This is a genomic window from Variovorax sp. P1_H2 (genome assembly GCF_056405295.1).
Genome location: NZ_JBFUCJ010000082.1, coordinates 16,264 through 34,038, shown reverse-complemented (window position 1 = coordinate 34,038; position 17,775 = coordinate 16,264). Strand labels below are relative to the sequence as shown.

Here is a 17,775-nt window from a genome sequence, read left to right as displayed (position 1 = left end):
CTCCTTGATTTGGAGCGATGAAGACATAGCCAGGCTCTTTTACAAAAAAAATGGGTGGTTTGATCCCACCGCTTGTACATACGGGCATGGCAGCGAAGAGGGTGAATGCTAAAAACACGCCCAGCGGAAAATCAGATTCGCCCGAACGAAATAAGGGCACATGGGCGGGGGACGCGCTTTCTCGAAGTGCAACCTGCGATACGGCGCATCCCAAGTGGGCATGCGTGCCAAAACAAGATTTACGAAAGCGTGACAGACGCCCAGAACAACTCGCTGAGATGGCTCGTGAGACAACTGGCTGACACGTGGAACACTTCCCTGCAGGAAATATTCACGCATCCAACGGTGTCGCGAAAGAATCTTACGGAAGCGAGTACCGCAAAATGGCATTGAGCTTGAGCCGCTACAGTCTCCTGCTGCTCGTGGCTTCGACCTTTGTGGATGCTGCGCCCCTAACGGTCGCAGAGCTGACGATCAGCGTGAGGGGAGCAACCGTAGACCCCGAAACTGCAGAAATGTGCAAAGGCTTCAGRCCCACTGCGCCTCAGATCAAGCGCTATTTTTTGCGCGCGTATCGGGTCGAAAGCCATGTCATCACGACAGAGCGCTATTCGCCCTGCTACGCAAGCGGAAAGATCAAGTTCAGCGACAACAACATGGGGGAGTGGTGCCTTTGCGACAAGGAGGAGTGCTGACTTACCGCCGCGTCCGCAAAGACGCATGCGGCTCGCCTTTCCCCTTTTCGCTTACCCCGAAGGCTTCAGAGCGCAGCGCCGAGCCGCGCAATGCCTTCGCGAATCTTCTCCACATTGGCGGTCGCGAAGCTCAGCCGCAGCGTCGCGACGTCCGGCTTCTCGGCGAAGAAGGGCGCGCCGGGAACGAAGGCCACGAGCTTCTCGATCGCGCGCTTGGCGAGCACGTTGGCATCCGCGATCTTGCCGCCGGCACCGGTCAGGCGGGCCCAGAAGAACAGGCCGCCGCCCGGCTGCGTGAAGGTGACCGCGTCGCCCAGTTCGCGCCGGAGCGCCTCGCCCATCGCCCGGGCCCGCTCCGCATAGACCTTGCGCACATGGGCCAGCGTGGCCGGCATGCGGCCGCTCTTGAGGTACTGCGCGGCGGTGGCCTGCGCGAAGGTGCTCGTGTGGGCGTCGCTGAACTGCTTGCACATGGTGGCCTTGGCGAGCAGCTCGGCCGGGCCGATCATCCAGCCGATGCGCAGGCCGGGGCTCAGCACCTTGCTGAGGCTGCCGCAGTGCGCGACCAGCTCGCGGCTGCCCGGCACTTCCTTCGTCAGCGACAGGATCGAGGGCGGCGGCGCCTGGTCGAAATAGAGGTCGCCGTAGGGATCGTCCTCGACGATCAGCGTCTGGTGCTTCACCGCCATCTCGAGCACCTTGCGGCGACGCTCCAGGCTCAGCATCGCGCCGCTCGGATTGCCGAAGGTCGGGATCAGGTAGACGAACTTCGGCTTGTGCTCGGCGATCAGCTTCTCGAGTTCGTCGGTGCGCACGCCGTCGGCATCGATCGGCGCGCTGATCAGCTGCGCGCCATAGAGGCGGAAGCACTGGATCGTCGCGAGGAAGGTCGGGCCTTCGACGATCACCTTGTCGCCGGGCGAAATCAAGGTCTTGCCCAGCAGGTCGAGCGCCTGCTGGCTGCCGGTGGTCACGATCAGGCCGCTCGGGTCGACCTCGACGCCCTTGGTCTTCATGAAGGCGGACAGCTGCGTGCGCAGCGGGTCGTAGCCCTCGGTGGCGCCGTACTGCAGGGCGCCGCCGGGCTCTTCGGCGAGCGCCTTGGCGCTGGCTTCCTTCAGGCCCTCGACATCGAACATCGCGCTGTCGGGAAAGCCGCCCGCGAAGCTGATGATGCCGGGCGTGCCCAGCAGCTTGAAGAGTTCGCGGATGGCGGAGGTTTCGACGTTGTCCAGGCGGGAAGCGAATTGCATGAGGGCCTTCTTCGGAGGTGTTGCAGAAGGCGATTGTCGCAGCCTCAGTGACGCAGCCCCCACGCTCCCTCACTGCGTGTGGTCGCTGCCCCCCGAGGGGGCCGCAGGCCGCCTTGGGGCGGCCCGGCGCCGGCCTGGATCGCCCCCACGCTCCCTCACTGCGTGTGGTCGCCGGCCCCTACACTCCCCGCCACGATGAAGAAATCAGACATAGAGCCGTTCTTCGCCACGCTGCAGGCGGCCAATCCGGTGCCCGAGACCGAGCTCGAATACGACTCGCCCTTCGAACTGCTCGCCGCCGTGCTGCTGTCGGCGCAGGCCACCGATGTCGGCGTCAACAAGGCGACCCGCAAGCTRTTCCCGGTCGCCAACACGCCGCAGGCGATCCTGGACCTCGGCGTCGAAGGCCTCGAGAGCTACATCAAGACGATCGGTCTCTACCGCAGCAAGGCGAAGCACCTGATCGAAGCCTGCCGCATGCTGGTCGAGTTGCACGGCGGCGAGGTGCCGCGCACGCGGGCCGAACTCGAAGCCCTGCCCGGCGTCGGTCGCAAGACCGCCAACGTGGTGCTCAACGTCGCCTTCGGGGAGCCCACGATGGCCGTCGACACGCACATCTTCCGGGTCGGCAACCGCACCGGGCTGGCCCCCGGCAAGACGCCGCTCGAGGTCGAGCAGAAGCTCGAGAAGCGGGTGCCCGAGGCCTACCGCCTGCATGCCCACCACTGGCTCATCCTGCATGGCCGCTACGTCTGCGTGGCGCGCAAGCCGCTGTGCTGGCAATGCGCCGTGGCGACCTGGTGCGACTACAAGCCGAAGACGCCGGCACCCTGAGGATCAGACGTCGAAGCTGACGAGGGCGCCGAAGGCGATCGGCTCGGACGGCCATTGGTCGGCGCGCTCGACCACGCGCACGCCGCCATGCAGCAGCCGCACCGCACGGATCACGCCGGCGTGCGTCACCCACACTGCATCGCGCCCGCCGTCGCGCCAGGCGTCGAAGGCGCCGGCGACACGCCGCATGAACTGGCGCGTGCTCTCGCCGCTGCCGCCGGCCCGGGTGTCGGCGAAGTCGCGGCTCCAGGCCTCGAGTTCGGCGCGATCGATCGCCGCCCAGGGCCGCTCTTCCCAGGCGCCGAGGTCCATCTCGGCCAGCCGGGGATCGGGCACCGCACGGAGCTCGGGCCGCAGCGCCGAGATGGCCTCGGCCAGCTCGCTGCAGCGCAGCAGCGGGGAGCAGGCCATGGCGGCGCCGGACGGCAGTTCGAAGGCCACTTGCGCGGCTGCCGCACGCGTCAGCTCGGGGCGCACCGGCACGTCGGTGCGGCCGTAGCAGAGACCGTCGGCCGCGGTGGTCTTCGCATGCCGGATCAACAGCAGTTTCATGGCCGCCAGGCCAATGCCAGGTAGATCGCGAGTTCGCAGACCTGCTGCGTCGCGCCCAGCCCGTCGCCGGTGAAGCCATGGAGCCGGCGCCTGAAGAGGCGCGCCATCCAGAGTGCGGCCAGGGCGCACAGGCCGATGGCTGCCAGCCCCTGCCCGATGCCATGCGCCCCCATCAGCAACACGATCGCCGGAATCGACCACGCCAGGGCGACGAGCAAGGCGCCGGTGCCGATCGCATCGGCCAGCGGCTTGGCCTTGCTCGCGCCGTTCGCATCGCCGACATAGGGCAGCCGGCGGATCAGGAACAAGGGGGCCAGCCGCGACAGCACATGGGCGCTCAGCAAGGCCAGCGCGGCGACGACCGGGCCCCGCGCCGCCAGCGCCGCCAGCAGCGCCACCTTGAGCCCGAGCGCCAGCACCAGCGCAATCGCACCGAAGGCGCCGATGCGCGAATCCTTCATGATCTCGAGCGCACGCAGGCGATCGCCCGACCCGCCCAATCCATCCGCCACGTCGGCCAATCCGTCTTCGTGGAAGGCGCCGGTCATCAGCACGGTGGCGACGGTCGACAACAGGGCCGCCACGCAGGCGCCGGCCGGTCCGGGCAAGCCCGCCCGCAGCCCCAGGAAGACACCGGCCCCGACCGCGCCGACCAGCCAGCCGACGCCGGGGAAATGGGCCGCACTGGCACGCAGCATCGCCGGACTGAACCCGACCCAGGTGGCCAGCCCGCCGGTGACCGGAACCCGCGTGAAGAACTGCAGCGCCAGCAGGAAGTGGCGCACGCCGTTCACGCAGGCTCCCGCTGCGAGACTCCCGCCGATTCGAAGCTCGCCATCTCGCGCAGGATGCGGCACGCCGACTCGAGCAGCGGCCAGGCCAGCGCAGCGCCGGAGCCTTCGCCGAGCCGCAGGTCGAGCTGCAGCAAGGGTTCGAGCCGCAGGTGATTCAACAGCAGACGATGGCCGGGCTCGGCCGATTCGTGCGCCGCCACGCAGCGCTGGACCACCTCCGGCCGCAGCGCCGCAGCGACCAGCACCGCGGCGCTGGCGATGAAGCCGTCGAGCACGATCACGCGACGCTCGTGCGCCGCCTGCAGCACCGCGCCGACCAGCGTGGCGATCTCGAAACCGCCGAAAGCCGCCAGCGCCTCCAGCGGTTCGGTGGCCGCGGCATGCCGTTCGAGCACGCCGCGAAGCACCTCGCGCTTGCGGGCCCGCCCGGCCGCGTCGAGCCCGGTGCCGGCACCGGTGCAGGCATCGATGTCCTGGTCCGCCAGGCGCGCCAGCAGCATCGCCGCCGCCGATGAATTGCCGATGCCCATCTCGCCGAGCAGCAGCGCGTTGCCCGGCAACCCGCGCACCACCGCCATGCCGTTGGCGATGGCCTCGTCGCATTGCGCGCCGCTCATCGCCGGGCCGATCGAGGCGTCGGCGGTGCCGGGTGCGATCTTGCGGATCAGCAGGCCCTCGGTCGGCGAGAAGTCGTGGCGCACGCCGCAGTCCACCACGGTCAGCGCCATGCCATGCTGCCGCGCCAGCACGCTGACCGCGGCACCGCCGGCAAGGAAGTTCTGCACCATCTGCCAGGTCACGTCGCTGGGATAGGCCGACACGCCGCGTGCGGCCAGGCCGTGGTCGGCCGCGCAGACCAGCATCTGCGGCTGCGCCAGCGCGGGCGCCTCGGTGCCGAGGACGAGGCCCAGCCGCAGGGCCAGCGCCTCCAGCCGGCCGAGGGCGCCGACCGGCTTGGTCTTGCCATCGATCCGCTGTTGCAGGCGGGCAGCGAGTGCCGGATCTTCGAGGTTGTCGATGAAGGGAAGTTCAAGGGTCATTCGATCAGGGAGCGCAACAGGCCCGGTTCAAAGTGGGAATCGATGTGGTCCGCCAGGCCGTCGAAGACGGCGTCGAGCGTGCGCGCCGCGACGCCGAAAAGCGCCTGCAGTGCCGCCGGATCCTCGAACAGGCCGTGCAGGTAAAGCCCGAGCACGTTGCCGCCGCGGTTCTGCCAGGCCAGCGCGTCGGGCATCACGGCGACGGCACGGTCGCCGGCCGCCGCCATCGCGGGATGCTCGGCGGTCTGGCCGTGATGGATCTCGTAGCCGCGCACCGCGACCCCCGAGAGCGCCGCCCACGGTCCAACCAGCGGGCCGAATGCGGCGTCGCGGTGGCGCACGGTCTTGTCCTGCGCGAAGGTCGTGACCACCGGCAGCAGGCCGAGGCCCGGTCCGTTGCCATCGACGCCATGCGGATCGATCAGCGCCTCGCCCAGCATCTGCAGACCGCCGCAGATGCCCAGCACCGCGCCACCGCTTGCCGCGTGCGCCGCCACCGCCCGGTCCAGGCCCTGGGCGCGCAGCCAGGACAGGTCGGCGCTGGTGTTCTTCGAGCCGGGCAGGACGATCCAGTCCGCGCCCGCCACGTCGGCCGGGCTGCGCGCCCAGCGCAGGCGCACGCCGGCGATGTTCTTGAGCGGCTGGAACTCGTCGAGGTTGCTGATCCGGGGATAGACGACCACGGCGACGGTCCGCGTGACCTCGCCACCGGACACGCTGCGGTCGTCGAACACGCCGTCTTCTTCCGGCAGCCCGTGCTGCCACCACATCGGCAAGGTGGCGACCGTGGACACCCCGGTCAGCGCCTCGAGCTGCTGCGGCGCCGGCGCCAGCAGCGCGGCATCGCCGCGGAACTTGTTGAGGACGAAGCCGGCGAGCAGCGCCCGGTCTTCTTGCGGCATCAGCGCCCAGGTGCCGTAGAGGTGCGCGAAGGCGCCGCCGCGATCGATGTCGGTGACCAGCAGGCAGCGCGCGGCGGCGTGGCGCGCCACGCGCAGGTTGACGATGTCGCTCGCCATCAGGTTGATCTCGGCCGGCGAACCGGCGCCCTCGATGACCACGATGTCGTTCTCGGCGCGCAGGCCGTCGAGCGCCTGCGCGATCTGCGGCCAGACCCGCTCGCTGCGCCCGCGCCAGGGCAGCGCCGTGAGTTCGGGGCTCACCTGCCCCATCAGCACCACCTGGCTGTGCGTGTCGCGCTCGGGCTTGAGCAAGAGCGGATTCATGCGCACATCGGGCTCGGCGCGCGCCGCCAGGGCCTGGAAGTACTGCGCGCTGCCGATTTCCCCGCCCGCCACCACGCGCGCGTTGTTGCTCATGTTCTGCGCCTTGAATGGCGCCACCTGCAGGCCCTGGCGCGCATACCAGCGGCACAGGGCAGTGGCCAGCCAGCTCTTGCCGGCGCCGCTGGTGGTGCCGAGCACCATGACGCAGCGGGCCCGGCCGCCTGGCACATTGGAATTCATGAGCGCGATTGTCCATTACGTGATCTTCCTCACGATCCAGGCGACCGGCTTGAAATGAATCCTAAAGCATTCATGCATTTCACCCTTACCTTCGACGCCATGACGAAAAAAGGGAACCACGGCGAATGCAAGGCTTACGCGACATAGCGCTCACGGTCGAGGAGCGCGACAAGAATCAGTTCTTCTGGGTGATCCTGGAAGCCCTCCAAAGCGACGCCGCCGAAGCGATCCACTACAGCGGCATCTACTGCGCCGCCAACCCGCAGACCACCTACGCGAATGCGCTCGTGATGGGCGCGCACCAGCTGCGCAAGCTGGCCGATCCCGACGGATGGGCGCACAGCGCCTTCCAGGGCCTGCCCGTCGGGCGCTGAACGGCTGCGCGGCCGGGGCCGCTCAGCGCGCCGCGACCTGCGCCTGCCGGTCGCCCGGGGGCGCGAGCGCCACCGCCTGCGCATCCCAACTGCCCCCCAGCGCCCGGATCAGGCCCACGGTCGCCTGGTACTGCGCCGACTTCACCTGCAGCGCCTGGCGCCGGTTCTGCAGTTCGCTGCGCCGCGCATCGAGCAGGTCGAGCTGGCTGATCATGCCGTTGCGATAGCGCGAATCGGACAGCGCGGTGGCGCGCGTCGCCGAGGCGACCGCCTTGGCCTGCACGCCCGACTGCTGCTCCAGGATGCGCAGCGACGACAACTGGTCCTCGACCTCCCTGAAAGCCACCAACACCTGCGACCGGTAGCTCGACAACGCGCCATCGAGCTGGGCCGATGCGCTCTGCACGCCGGCCTCGCGGCGGCCGCCGTCGAAGACCGGCAAGGCCAGCAAGGCGCCGATGCCCCAGGACCGGGCCGACCACTTCAGCAGGTCGCCGATGTCGGCGGACGCGTAGCCGCCGCCGCCGGTCAGCTTGATGTCGGGGAACCACGCCGCCTGCGCGACGCCGACCCGGGCCTGCGCCGCGAGCACCGACTTCTGCGCCGCCGAGATGTCGGGCCGGCGCGTCAGAACAGTGGCCGGCACACCCGGCGGGATCGTCGGCAAGGCAGTGGACCACTCGGCGGTGCCGACATCGAAATCGGAGGCGAGGTCGCCGACCAGCACGGCCAGCGCATGCTCCAGATCGGCGCGGCGGCGGTCCAGTGTCATCGCATCGGACTCGTTGGAGGCCACCTCGGTCTCGACCCGCACGACGTCGAGTTCGGCCACGTCCCCAGCGCGCTCGCGGCTTTGCGTCAGCCGCAGCGTGTCGCGGTAGGCCTCGACCGTGCCGCGCACCAGCGCACGCTCGGCATCGATCGCGCGCAGCGCCAGGTAGGTCTGGGCCACCTCGGCCTGCACCAGCAGGCGCGTGCTCTGCAGCAGGCCGGCGCTGGCGTCGGCATCGAGCCGCGCCGCATCGCTGGCGCGCGAGAGCTTGCCGAACAGGTCCAGCTCATAGGAGAAATCGAAGCCGGCCGTGACCAGCGTCGAGGGCCGCGGAGTCAGGTTGCGGTCCAGGCCGGCGCTGCGCACGCCGCCGGCAACCAGGCCGATCTGCGGCGCCTGGTCGGCATCGGCGCTGCGCGCCACGGCCCGCGCCTCGGCCAGCCGGGCCGCGGCCGCCTGGATGGTGTTGTTGCGGGCATCCGCGCGCTCGATCAAGCGGTCGAGAACCGGGTCGTCGAAGCTGCGCCACCATTCGCCGCGCGGCTGCGCCTCGGCGGGCTGGCTGCGGGTCCAGGCGCCTTGCGGGGCGGCAGCCTGTTCCTTGAACTGCGTCGGGGGTGTGAAGGACGGCAGCTCGGCCGGCGCGGTCGCGCAGCCGGCCAGGACCAGAGCGGCGAGCAGCGGCAGCAGCGCGGCGCGCCAGGGCCGGCCTTGGTTTTCGAGTCTTGCATTCATGATGGAAATTCCTTGGGAGGGCGCCATGGCGCCTAGGCGTGGTCGCGCAGCGGTGCCGCGGGCGATGGGCGCAGTCCGCCGCCCGCGCCGCCGCCGGCCGGATGGTCGGCCGACACGAAGGCATCGAGATGCGGCACCTCGCCATGCAGCTTGAGCGGGCGGTTGCCCGTGAGGCGCCGCAGCAGCACGTAGAACACCGGCGTCAGGAACAGGCCGAACGCGGTCACGCCGATCATTCCGGAGAACACCGCGATGCCCATCGCCTTGCGCATCTCGGCCCCGGCGCCGGTCGACAGCACCAGCGGCAGCACGCCCATCACGAAGGCCATCGAAGTCATCAGGATCGGCCGCAGGCGCAACCGGCTGGCCTCGATCGCCGCCTGCAACGGCGTGCGCCCGGCGAACTCCAGCTCGCGCGCGAACTCGACGATCAGGATCGCGTTCTTGGCCGACAGCCCGACCAGCACCATCAGCCCGATCTGCGTGAAGACGTTGTTGTCGCCCTTCGACAGCCACACGCCCGTCATCGCGGCCAGGATCCCCATCGGCACGATCAGGATGATCGCGGCCGGCAGGGTCAGGCTCTCGTACTGCGCCGCCAGCACCAGGAACACCAGCAGGATCGCCAGCGGGAACACCCACAGCGCCGAATTGCCGGCCAGGATCTCCTGGTAGGTCAGCTCGGTCCATTCGAAGCGGATGCCCGGCGGCAGCGTCTCGGCCGCGATGCGTTCGATCGCCGCCTGCGCCTGGCCCGAGGAGAAGCCCGGCGCCGGGCCGCCGTTGATGTCGGCCGCCAGGAAGCCGTTGTAGCGCATCGCACGCTCCGGCCCGTAGCTGGGCTGGATGTTCATCAGCGCCGACAGCGGCACCATCTCGCCGCTGGCCGAGCGCACCTTGAGCAGGCCGACGTCCTCGGCCCGCGCACGGTACGGCGCATCGGCCTGGACGCGCACGCTGTAGGTGCGGCCGAAGCGGTTGAAGTCGTTCGCGTAGAGGCTGCCGAGGTAGATCTGCATGGTGTCGAACACGTCGGTCACCGACACGCCGAGCTGGCGCGCCTTGGTGCGGTCGATGTCGGCATACAGCTGCGGCACGTTGACCTGCCAGCTGGTAAACATGCCCGCGAGCTCCGGCGTCTGGTAGGCCTTGGCCATGAAGGCCTTGACCGCGCCGTCCATCGCCGCATAGCCCAGCGAACCGCGGTCCTCGAGCTGCAGCTTGAAGCCGCCCGTGGTGCCGAGGCCCTGCACCGGCGGCGGCGGGAAGATCGCGATGAAGGCGTCCTGGATGCCCGCGAACTGCTGGTTGAGCTGCCCCGCGATGGCGCCGGCGCTGAGGTTCGCCGCCTTGCGCTGGTCGAAGTCCTTGAGGCTCACGAAGACGATGCCGGAGTTCGAGCTGTTGGTGAAGCCGTTGATCGACAGCCCCGGGAAGGTGATCGCATGCTCGACGCCCGGCTGCTTCATGACGATGTCGTTCATGCGACGCGTGACCTCCTCGGTACGGTCCAGCGTGGCGCCGTCGGGCAGCTGCGCGAAGCCGATCAGGTACTGCTTGTCCTGCGCCGGCACGAAGCCGCCGGGCACCGCCTTGAACAGGCCGAAGGTCAGGCCCACCAGCGCCAGGTAGACCACCATCATCAGCGCCTTGCGCGAGATGGCCCCCTTGACGCCGCTGCTGTAGCCCTCGGCACCGCGATGGAACAGCCGGTTGAAGGCGCGGAAGAAGCGGCCGAAGACGCGGTCCATGCCGCGCGTCAGCGCGTCCCTGGGCGCATCGTGGCCGCGCAGCAGCAAGGCCGCGAGCGCCGGCGACAGCGTCAGCGAGTTGATCGCCGAGATCACGGTCGAGATCGCGATGGTCAGCGCGAACTGCCGGTAGAACTGCCCCGTGAGCCCGCTGATGAAGGCCAGCGGCACGAACACCGCCACCAGCACCAGCGCGATCGCGATGATCGGCCCCGACACCTCGCGCATCGCACGGTAGGTGGCGTCGCGCGGACTCAGGCCGGCCTCGATGTTGCGCTCGACGTTCTCGACCACCACGATCGCGTCGTCGACCACGATGCCGATCGCCAGCACCAGCCCGAACAGGCTCAGCGCGTTGATCGAGAAGCCGAACAGGTGCATCACCGCAAAGGTGCCGATGACCGAGATCGGCACCGCCAGCAGCGGGATGATCGATGCGCGCCAGGTCTGCAGGAACAGGATCACGACCAGCACCACCAGCGCGATCGCCTCCAGCAGCGTGTGGATCACCGACTCGATCGAGGCGCGCACGAACTGGGTCGGGTCGTAGACGATGCTGAAGTCGACGCCGTCGGGCATGTTCTTCTTGAGTTCGGCCATGGTGGCGCGGACGTCGTTCGAGATCTGGATCGCGTTCGAGCCCGGTGCCGCGAAGATCGGCACCGCCACCGCGTCCTTGTTGTCGAGCAGCGAGCGCAGCGCATAGCTCGAGGCGCCGAGTTCGAGCCGCGCGACGTCGCGCAGCCGGGTCACGGCGCCGTCGCTGCCGGTCTTGATGATGATGTCGCCGAATTCCTCCTCGGTCTGCAGGCGGCCCTGCGCGTTGATCGAGATCTGCATGTCGACGCCCGGCAGGCCCGGCGAGGCGCCGACCACGCCGGCCGCCGCCTGCACGTTCTGCTCGCGGATCGCGCGCACCACGTCGCTGGCCGAGAGGCCGCGCTGCGCCACCTTCTGCGGGTCGAGCCAGACGCGCATCGAATAGTCGCCCGAGCCGAACAGCTGCACGTCGCCGACGCCCTGCACGCGCGCCAGCCGGTCCTTGACGTTGAGCACCGCGTAGTTGCGCAGGTAGGTCATGTCGTAGCGGCCGTTGGGCGACAGCAGGTGGACCACCATCGTCAGGTCGGGCGAGCTCTTGATGGTCGTGATGCCGAGCCGGCGCACCTCCTCGGGCAGCCGCGGCTCGGCCTGCGAGACGCGGTTCTGCACCAGCTGCTGCGCCTTGTCCGGGTCGGTGCCGAGCTTGAAGGTCACGGTCAGCGTCATCAGGCCGTCGGTGGTCGCCTGGCTGCCCATGTAGAGCATGCCCTCGACGCCGTTGATCGACTCCTCGAGCGGCGTCGCCACGGTCTCGGCGATCACCTTCGGGTTGGCGCCCGGGTAGTTGGCCCGCACCACGACCGAGGGCGGCACCACCTCGGGGTACTCGGAGATCGGCAGGCCGCGCAGCGCGATCAGGCCTGCGATCAGCATCAGCACCGACAGCACGCCGGCAAAGATCGGCCGGTCGATGAAGAACTTGGATAGATTCATGATGAGGATTCCCCCGAAGAAGCCGGGATCAGGATTTCGCGTCCGCCACGTGCTGGGCCGGCTGCGGCACTTCGGCCTTGGCGTCCATGGTCACGGTCTGGGGCGCCACCAGGGCGCCCGGCCGGATGTGCTGCAGGCCGTTGACGATCACGCGTTCGCCGGCCTTGAGGCCCTTGGTCACGACGCGCAAGCCGTTGACCGGCGCGCCCAGCGCGACTTCGCGGTACTCGGCCTTGTTGTCGGCGCCGACGACCATCACGAACTTCTTGTTCTGGTCGGTGCCGACCGCGCGTTCGTTCACCAGCAAGGCGGTGTCGTTGCGCGCCTGGCCCATGCGGATGCGGGCGAACTGCCCCGGGATCAGCGCGCCGTCGGCGTTGTCGAAGGCGGCACGAACCCGCACCGTGCCGCTCTTGGCATCGACCTGGTTGTCGATCAACTGGAGCTTGCCCTGGTAGGGCGTGCCTTCGCTGCCGGCGGTGCCCATCTGCACCGGGATGCCCTCGATGCGGCCGCGCGCGCTGGCGCCGCCGGGCAGGTCCCGCAGGGCCCGCACCACGATCTGCTCGTCGGCGTCGAAGCTTGCATAGATCGGGCTGACCGACACCAGGGTGGTCAGCACCGGCGCGCCGGGGCCGGCGGCCACCAGGTTGCCCACCGTCACTTCGAGCTTGCCGGTGCGCCCGGAAACCGGGGCACGCACCTGGGTGTAGCCGAGGTTCAGGCGCGCGCTCTGCAGCGAGGCCTGCGCCGCGCGCAGGTTGGCCTCGGCCTCGCGGCCGGCGTTGCTGCGCTCGTCCAGCTCGCGCTGGGCGATCGCCTTCTCGTCCCACAGGCGGCGTGCGCGCTCCTGCTCGCTGCGCGTGAACGAGACCCGGGCCTGGGCCGAGGCCACCTGGGCTTCGGCGCGTTCCACTTCGGCCGCGTAGGGCGCCGGGTCGATGGTGATCAGCAGTTCGCCCTGCTTCACGAGCGCGCCTTCGCGGAAGTGCACGGCCTGCACCGCACCGGCGACCCGCGAGCGCACGTCGACCCGCTCGACCGCTTCGAGGCGACCCGAGAACTCGTCCCAGGTGTTGACTTCGGTCGCCGCCACGGTGGCCACCGAGACCGGCGTGGCGCGCGGCGCCGCGATGGTCGTGACGTCGTTGGCCTCGGCATGGAGGCTGTGGAAGCCGAGCGCCGCCGAGGCGATCGCCACCAGCGCCGTGACGCCGGTGACAGCCGGCCAGAGGCCGCGCCGGGCCGGGGAGGAATGTTGAGGCTTCGACATGATGAATGGTCCTTTGGGTGACTCTTGGAAAACACGGTGCCCTCCCGCGCGGGTGGCGCAGGACAGCGGGGAAGAAAAGCCATTGCGGGGCGCACGAAACCCCTCGGCGGCGCTACCGCCCTGTTCGGGTCGAGGTGGCATCACCTCGATCTTGGGGAGGGGCTCCGTCCGGTCTGAACCCTCGGCACACGGCTCGCCGTGCGCCGTCGCTCATTGCGGCGGTGGCGCCGCGCTGAAGAAGTCGCGAAAGTGCTTCTGCACCACCGCCTCGCAGGCTGCGCAGCCCGAGCCTTCGGGCTCGTAGAGCGCTTCGGGCCAGTTCGCAGCGCCCGGCAGCACGCTGCTGGTGACCGCGATGCCGGCATCACCGAGCCGCCGCGCGAAGCTCAGCGCCTCGTCGCGCATCGGATCGTCCTGACCGACCAGCACCAGGGTCCGCGCCACCTCGGCCAGCCTCAGCGAACCGCCGGGCACCGCATAGGGATGCGTGGCATTGACCGGGCGCTTGAGGTACTCCTGCCAGCCCGAGGCCCACTTGCACTGGGTGGCGTCGCCGGTGGCCTTGCGCAGCGAGGCCGTACCCGCGCAGGGGTCCAGCATCGGCGACAGCAGGATCTGGCCGGCCAGCGGCGGGTGGGCCCGGTCGCGCGCCATCAGGGCCACCGCCGCCGCCAGGTTGCCGCCGGCTTCCTCGCCGGCGAGGAACACCTGGGCGCCCTTGCCCGCCAGCTTGACGCGCTGCTTGTAGAGCCATTCGAGCGCCGCGAAGCCGACCTCGATCGGTTCCGGGAAGGGTGCCTTGGGCGCCAGCGGGTAGTCGAGCGAGACCACCACGGCACCGGCACCGGCCAGCAGCCGCGCCACACTGCGGCCGTTGTCGAGATCGCCGCAGACGAAGGTGCCGCCGTGGAAATGCAGCACCAGAGGCACCGTGGCGCCGCGCGGGCGCTGGCCATACAGGCGGGCTTGCACCGGCTCCCGGTCCGGCAGCTCGATTCGGATGTCGGTTTCGGCACCCTGCACCGCGGCCGTGGCGGCTTCTTCGACAGGTTGCTGAGTGGAACGACTGGACATGGACGGCCTCGATGGGTGGACGATGATTGGAATATAAGTCGGCGCAGGAAGGCTTCAACGAGGTGCCGGACCCCACTCTGTTTCCATCCGGCTAACAATCGCGTCAGGTGCCTGTGTGAGAATCCCGCTCCCCCAGGCATCCAGCCACCCCCCAGGAGCAGCATATATGGATCAGATCCAGGCCATGCGGATTTTTGTCCGCGTCGTCGAAGCCGGCACGTTCACCCGCGCCGCGGATTCGCTCGGCCTGCCCAAGGGCACGGTCACCAAGCAGATCCAGGCACTCGAGTCACGCCTGCACGTGAAGCTGCTCAACCGAACCACGCGGCGCGTCACGGTCACGCCCGACGGCGCAGCCTACTACGAACGCACCGCCCGGCTGCTGAACGACTTCGACGACATCGAGGCCAGCATGACCAATGCGCAGGCCAACCCCACGGGGCGGCTGCGCATCGATGTCGGCTCGTCGATGGCCAGGCTGGTGATCCTGCCCGCGCTCTCGACCTTCTGCGACCGCTACCCCGAGATCCAGGTCGACGTCGGGGTCAGCGACCGGGCGGTGGACCTGATTTCCGACAACGTCGATTGCGTGATCCGCGGCGGCGAACTGTCCGACCAGTCGCTGGTGGCGCGGCGCATCGGCAACCTGCCCTGGTTGACCGTGGCCTCGCCGGCCTACCTCAAGCGCTACGGCGCGCCGCAGCACCCTACGGACATCGAGAAGCGCCACCTGGTGGTGGGCTTCTTCTCGGGCAGCACGCGCCGCATGTATCCGGACGAGTTCCACCGCGGCGACGAGAAGTTCGAGATCGCGGGGCCCTACCGCGTCTCGGTCAACGACAGCAATGCCCACATGACGGCGGTGCTCGGCGGCTTCGGGCTGTCGCAGGTCATCACCTACATGGCAGAGCCCTACATCGCAAGCGGCGAGCTGGTGCAGATCCTGCCCGAGTGGACCCGGCCGCCGCTGCCGGTGCATGTGGTGTATCCGCCGAACCGGCACCTGAGCGCCAAGGTGCGGGCTTTCGTCGACTGGGCGGCCGAGTTGTTCGCCAAGCATCCGCAGCTGCAACGGCTTTGATTCAGGGGCGTGCGTCGCGCCAGGCGCGCCGCAGCGCCTGCTGGCTGGCCGGCGGCAGCACGCCGAGTCGCAACCGCCCCGGCAGCCCGAACGATGCCATGTCGCGCAGCTTGATGCCTGCCTGCCTGAGCGCCGCGATGCGCGCAGGCGTATGGGCGACATCCGGCTCGGCACAGAAGAAATTGGCCACGCTCGGCAGGCAGCGCCAGCCCATCGCGTCGCACAGCGCCAGTTGCTCGGCCTTCCATGCGCGGAGCGTGGCGAGGCTCCCGGCCAGCCACTGCTGCGCCGCCTCGCCGGTCCAGGCCTCGAGCAAGGCCACGCCGTGCGCGCCCAGCGGCCAGGAAGGCGCGAGCCGGGCGAGGCGCGCCGGCATGTCCTGCGCCGCCAGCGGGGCGATCGCATAGGCCGCCCGGACGCCCGTCAGGCCCAGTGCCTTGTTGGGGGTCCAGAGCTGCCAGACGCGGTTGCGCTGCTCGCCGGACAGGGCCAGCACGCCCTCGAGGCGAAGCGGTTCGTAGGCGAGATCGAGCACGCAGGTCGAGCCGGCGCTCAACCGGTCCACCGATTGCGCCAGGTTCGCTTGCGGCTGGCCCAGCGGGCTGCCGGGGTCGCAGCACCAGACCAGGTCAGCCGCGCCGCCGGCGGTCGCGGGCTGGAAATGCCAGGCCCTGGCGGCGCGCAGGTAGTCGCCGTAGCCGTGCGGCGGCAACTGGACCCGCCCGCCGCCGCCCTGCGATACGGCCGCCGTGACCCGGCCGATGAATTCGCTGGCACTCGCGGCGATCACGATCCTTCGCGCATCGACGCCATGAAAGCTCGCCAGCCGCTCGCGCAAGCCCAGGTAGTGCGGATCGGGATAACGGCCGGCGTCCGCCGCCTGCAGCGCCTGCAGCGCCGCAGGGCACGGTCCGCTGGCATTGCCGTTGGTCGAGAAGTCGTGCGGCGCTGCGCCCTGGGCATCGGGCCCGCCATGCATCAGTTCGAAGATCTCGGAGGCGTTCATTGGAATACCGTCGTCAGGCCGGCCCATGCAGCCGTCCCGCAGAGGCCCGCCAGCAGGACCGCGCGCGCGGCCCAGCGCACCGCTTGCGCGGTGTCGGCGGCGCAAGCCGTTCGGCCCTGTGCGTTGAGTTCATAGATGCCGGGCTTGGCGAGGCGCACGCCCAGGCACAGCGCCATCGCGGCCATGGGCCAGCCGCTGTTGGGCGACGCGGTCCGGCGCGCTTCGCGAAACACCGCCCTCACCACGCCGTCCGGCCCGTTGCCGGGCGAGCAGCACAGCAGCAGCAACGCCGTCAGTCGAGCGGGCAGCCACGACAGCAGGTCGTCGGCGCGCGCCGCCCACTTGCCGGCCCACTCCCACTGCCGGCCTTCGCGCTCGCCGCGGTAGCCCCACATCGCGTCCGCGGTGTTGGCGAAGCGATAGAGCGCCGCGCCCGGCAAGCCGAGCAGCGCGAACCAGAACAGCGGCGCCACCAGCGAATCGTTGAGATTCTCGGCCAGCGATTCGATCGCGCTTTCGCGCACCTGGACCGTGTTCAGCGCCGACACGTCGCGGCTCACCAGCCTGGCCAGCTGCGTTCGGCCTTCGTCAAGCGAGCGGCCCAGCGCCGCCTCGACCGCCAGCACCTCGTCGCGCAGCATGCGCCAGGCGAGCAGCGGCTTGAGGGCGATGCCGGTCAGCAGGATGCCCGCCCAGATCGGCACCCGGCTCGCAGCCGCCGCGACCGCGCAGGCTGCTGCGACGACCACTGCGGCGCCGACGCACCAGGCGATCGCACCGCCGGCAAAGCCTGCGAACCTTCGCACCGGCGCACCGGCCGGCGAAGCGATGCACCGACCGATCCACCCCAGGTAGCGCCCGATCCAGACCACCGGGTGCCAGCGAGCAGGCGGCTCGCCGAGCCAGCGGTCGATCGCGAGTGCCAGCCAGAGGGCTCCGACCGAGCTCAATCCTCGATGCCCCGCTGCGCGGGGATTCCGGCCTTGAACGCATGCTTGACCATCAGCATCTCGGTCACGGTGTCGGCCAGCGCGATGATCTCGGGCGGGCAGCGGCGTCCGGTCAGCACCACGTGCACCTCCTTCGGCCGCATCCGCAAGGTCTCCAGCACGCCGTCGAGCGGCAGCCAGCCGTAGATCAACGGGTAGGTGATCTCGTCCAGCACGACGAGGAAATGCTCGCCCGAGGCAATCGCAGCGCGCGCCCTCTCCCAGCCATCGCGCGCCAGCTGCGCCGAATGCGCCAGGTCCTGGCTCTTCCAGCTGAAGCCATCGCCCAGGCCTTCGATCGGAATGCCGAGCTGCTCGAACATCCGGTGCTCGCCGAAGCGCGCCGACGGCACCTTCATGAACTGGTAGATCTTCACGGCCTTGCCGCGGCCATGGGCCCGCAAAGCCAGGCCGAAGGCGGCCGTGCTCTTGCCCTTGCCATCGCCGGTGTTGACGATCACAAGGCCGCGGCGTTCGCCCTCGGGCTTCTCGTACGGCTTCTCGCTGGGCGGGGTTTCGATGTGCATTGCGTTTCCTGCTGTGGTTCTCT

At 69.6% G+C, this 17,775-nt stretch carries 16 protein-coding genes; 4 read left to right on the top strand and 12 right to left on the bottom strand.

Going from position 1 to position 17,775, the window contains the following annotated elements; genetic code table 11:
- The first annotated feature begins 305 nt into the window (after positions 1 to 305).
- The gene (locus AC1D2E_RS24200) at positions 306 to 695 is read left to right on the top strand and encodes a hypothetical protein (RefSeq protein WP_478199753.1); all 390 of its coding nucleotides are present in this window, start codon (positions 306 to 308) and stop codon (positions 693 to 695) included.
- A gap of 65 nt (positions 696 to 760) precedes the next feature.
- Here the strand turns inward: AC1D2E_RS24200 and AC1D2E_RS24195 are convergent, their stop codons facing one another.
- Positions 761 to 1,948 (bottom strand): aminotransferase-like domain-containing protein, encoded by a 1,188-nt coding sequence (locus tag AC1D2E_RS24195; protein WP_478199752.1) that lies wholly within the window; start codon positions 1,946 to 1,948, stop codon positions 761 to 763.
- A gap of 195 nt (positions 1,949 to 2,143) precedes the next feature.
- Here AC1D2E_RS24195 and nth point away from each other — a divergent pair, with 195 nt between their 5' ends.
- On the top strand, positions 2,144 to 2,782 hold the full coding sequence (nth, locus tag AC1D2E_RS24190; RefSeq protein ID WP_478199751.1) for an endonuclease III: 639 nt from the start codon (positions 2,144 to 2,146) through the stop codon (positions 2,780 to 2,782).
- A 3-nt stretch (positions 2,783 to 2,785) separates the two neighbouring features.
- On the opposite strand, the gene AC1D2E_RS24185 is transcribed toward nth, so the two are convergent.
- Genes AC1D2E_RS24185 through AC1D2E_RS24170 form a run of 4 tightly spaced genes read right to left on the bottom strand, consistent with a single transcriptional unit; the run spans position 2,786 to position 6,634 of the window.
- Positions 2,786 to 3,334 carry a histidine phosphatase family protein gene (locus AC1D2E_RS24185; RefSeq protein ID WP_478199750.1) on the bottom strand — a complete coding sequence of 183 codons (549 nt, stop codon included), beginning with the start codon at positions 3,332 to 3,334 and terminating at the stop codon, positions 2,786 to 2,788.
- Positions 3,331 to 4,128, bottom strand: a complete 798-nt coding sequence (locus AC1D2E_RS24180) for an adenosylcobinamide-GDP ribazoletransferase (RefSeq protein ID WP_478199749.1) — start codon at positions 4,126 to 4,128, stop codon at positions 3,331 to 3,333. The genes AC1D2E_RS24185 and AC1D2E_RS24180 overlap by 4 nt, the downstream gene beginning before the upstream one ends.
- Positions 4,125 to 5,168 (bottom strand): nicotinate-nucleotide--dimethylbenzimidazole phosphoribosyltransferase, encoded by a 1,044-nt coding sequence (gene cobT, locus AC1D2E_RS24175; RefSeq protein WP_478199748.1) that lies wholly within the window; start codon positions 5,166 to 5,168, stop codon positions 4,125 to 4,127. Before cobT ends, AC1D2E_RS24180 begins: the two co-directional genes overlap by 4 nt.
- Positions 5,165 to 6,634: a cobyric acid synthase gene (locus AC1D2E_RS24170; RefSeq protein WP_478199747.1), complete on the bottom strand. Its 1,470-nt coding sequence runs from the start codon at positions 6,632 to 6,634 to the stop codon at positions 5,165 to 5,167. Before AC1D2E_RS24170 ends, cobT begins: the two co-directional genes overlap by 4 nt.
- 125 nt (positions 6,635 to 6,759) lie before the next feature.
- Here AC1D2E_RS24170 and AC1D2E_RS24165 point away from each other — a divergent pair, with 125 nt between their 5' ends.
- A complete protein-coding gene (locus AC1D2E_RS24165; RefSeq protein WP_478199746.1) occupies positions 6,760 to 7,008 on the top strand; it encodes a hypothetical protein in 249 nt (82 codons plus the stop codon).
- 22 nt (positions 7,009 to 7,030) lie between these two features.
- On the opposite strand, the gene AC1D2E_RS24160 is transcribed toward AC1D2E_RS24165, so the two are convergent.
- The 4 genes from AC1D2E_RS24160 to AC1D2E_RS24145 all read right to left on the bottom strand — a co-directional run bounded on the left by AC1D2E_RS24160 (position 7,031) and on the right by AC1D2E_RS24145 (position 14,149).
- Positions 7,031 to 8,515 carry an efflux transporter outer membrane subunit gene (locus AC1D2E_RS24160; RefSeq protein ID WP_478199745.1) on the bottom strand — a complete coding sequence of 495 codons (1,485 nt, stop codon included), beginning with the start codon at positions 8,513 to 8,515 and terminating at the stop codon, positions 7,031 to 7,033.
- A gap of 32 nt (positions 8,516 to 8,547) precedes the next feature.
- Positions 8,548 to 11,802 carry an efflux RND transporter permease subunit gene (locus tag AC1D2E_RS24155; RefSeq protein ID WP_478199744.1) on the bottom strand — a complete coding sequence of 1,085 codons (3,255 nt, stop codon included), beginning with the start codon at positions 11,800 to 11,802 and terminating at the stop codon, positions 8,548 to 8,550.
- A gap of 28 nt (positions 11,803 to 11,830) precedes the next feature.
- Entirely contained in the window at positions 11,831 to 13,075 is a 1,245-nt protein-coding gene (locus tag AC1D2E_RS24150) for an efflux RND transporter periplasmic adaptor subunit (RefSeq protein ID WP_478199743.1), read from the bottom strand.
- Positions 13,076 to 13,285: 210 nt separating this feature from the next.
- Positions 13,286 to 14,149 carry an alpha/beta hydrolase gene (locus AC1D2E_RS24145; RefSeq protein ID WP_478199742.1) on the bottom strand — a complete coding sequence of 288 codons (864 nt, stop codon included), beginning with the start codon at positions 14,147 to 14,149 and terminating at the stop codon, positions 13,286 to 13,288.
- 166 nt (positions 14,150 to 14,315) lie between these two features.
- Here AC1D2E_RS24145 and AC1D2E_RS24140 point away from each other — a divergent pair, with 166 nt between their 5' ends.
- On the top strand, positions 14,316 to 15,230 hold the full coding sequence (locus tag AC1D2E_RS24140; protein ID WP_478199741.1) for a LysR family transcriptional regulator: 915 nt from the start codon (positions 14,316 to 14,318) through the stop codon (positions 15,228 to 15,230).
- 1 nt (position 15,231) lies between these two features.
- On the opposite strand, the gene AC1D2E_RS24135 is transcribed toward AC1D2E_RS24140, so the two are convergent.
- The 3 genes from AC1D2E_RS24135 to cobO are packed head-to-tail and all read right to left on the bottom strand — an operon-like array spanning position 15,232 to position 17,752.
- The gene (locus AC1D2E_RS24135) at positions 15,232 to 16,236 is read right to left on the bottom strand and encodes an aminotransferase class I/II-fold pyridoxal phosphate-dependent enzyme (RefSeq protein WP_478199740.1); all 1,005 of its coding nucleotides are present in this window, start codon (positions 16,234 to 16,236) and stop codon (positions 15,232 to 15,234) included.
- On the bottom strand, positions 16,233 to 17,186 hold the full coding sequence (cbiB, locus tag AC1D2E_RS24130) for an adenosylcobinamide-phosphate synthase CbiB (protein ID WP_478199739.1): 954 nt from the start codon (positions 17,184 to 17,186) through the stop codon (positions 16,233 to 16,235). Before cbiB ends, AC1D2E_RS24135 begins: the two co-directional genes overlap by 4 nt.
- On the bottom strand, positions 17,183 to 17,752 hold the full coding sequence (gene cobO, locus AC1D2E_RS24125; RefSeq protein ID WP_478199738.1) for a cob(I)yrinic acid a,c-diamide adenosyltransferase: 570 nt from the start codon (positions 17,750 to 17,752) through the stop codon (positions 17,183 to 17,185). Before cobO ends, cbiB begins: the two co-directional genes overlap by 4 nt.
- Positions 17,753 to 17,775: the final 23 nt, after the last annotated feature.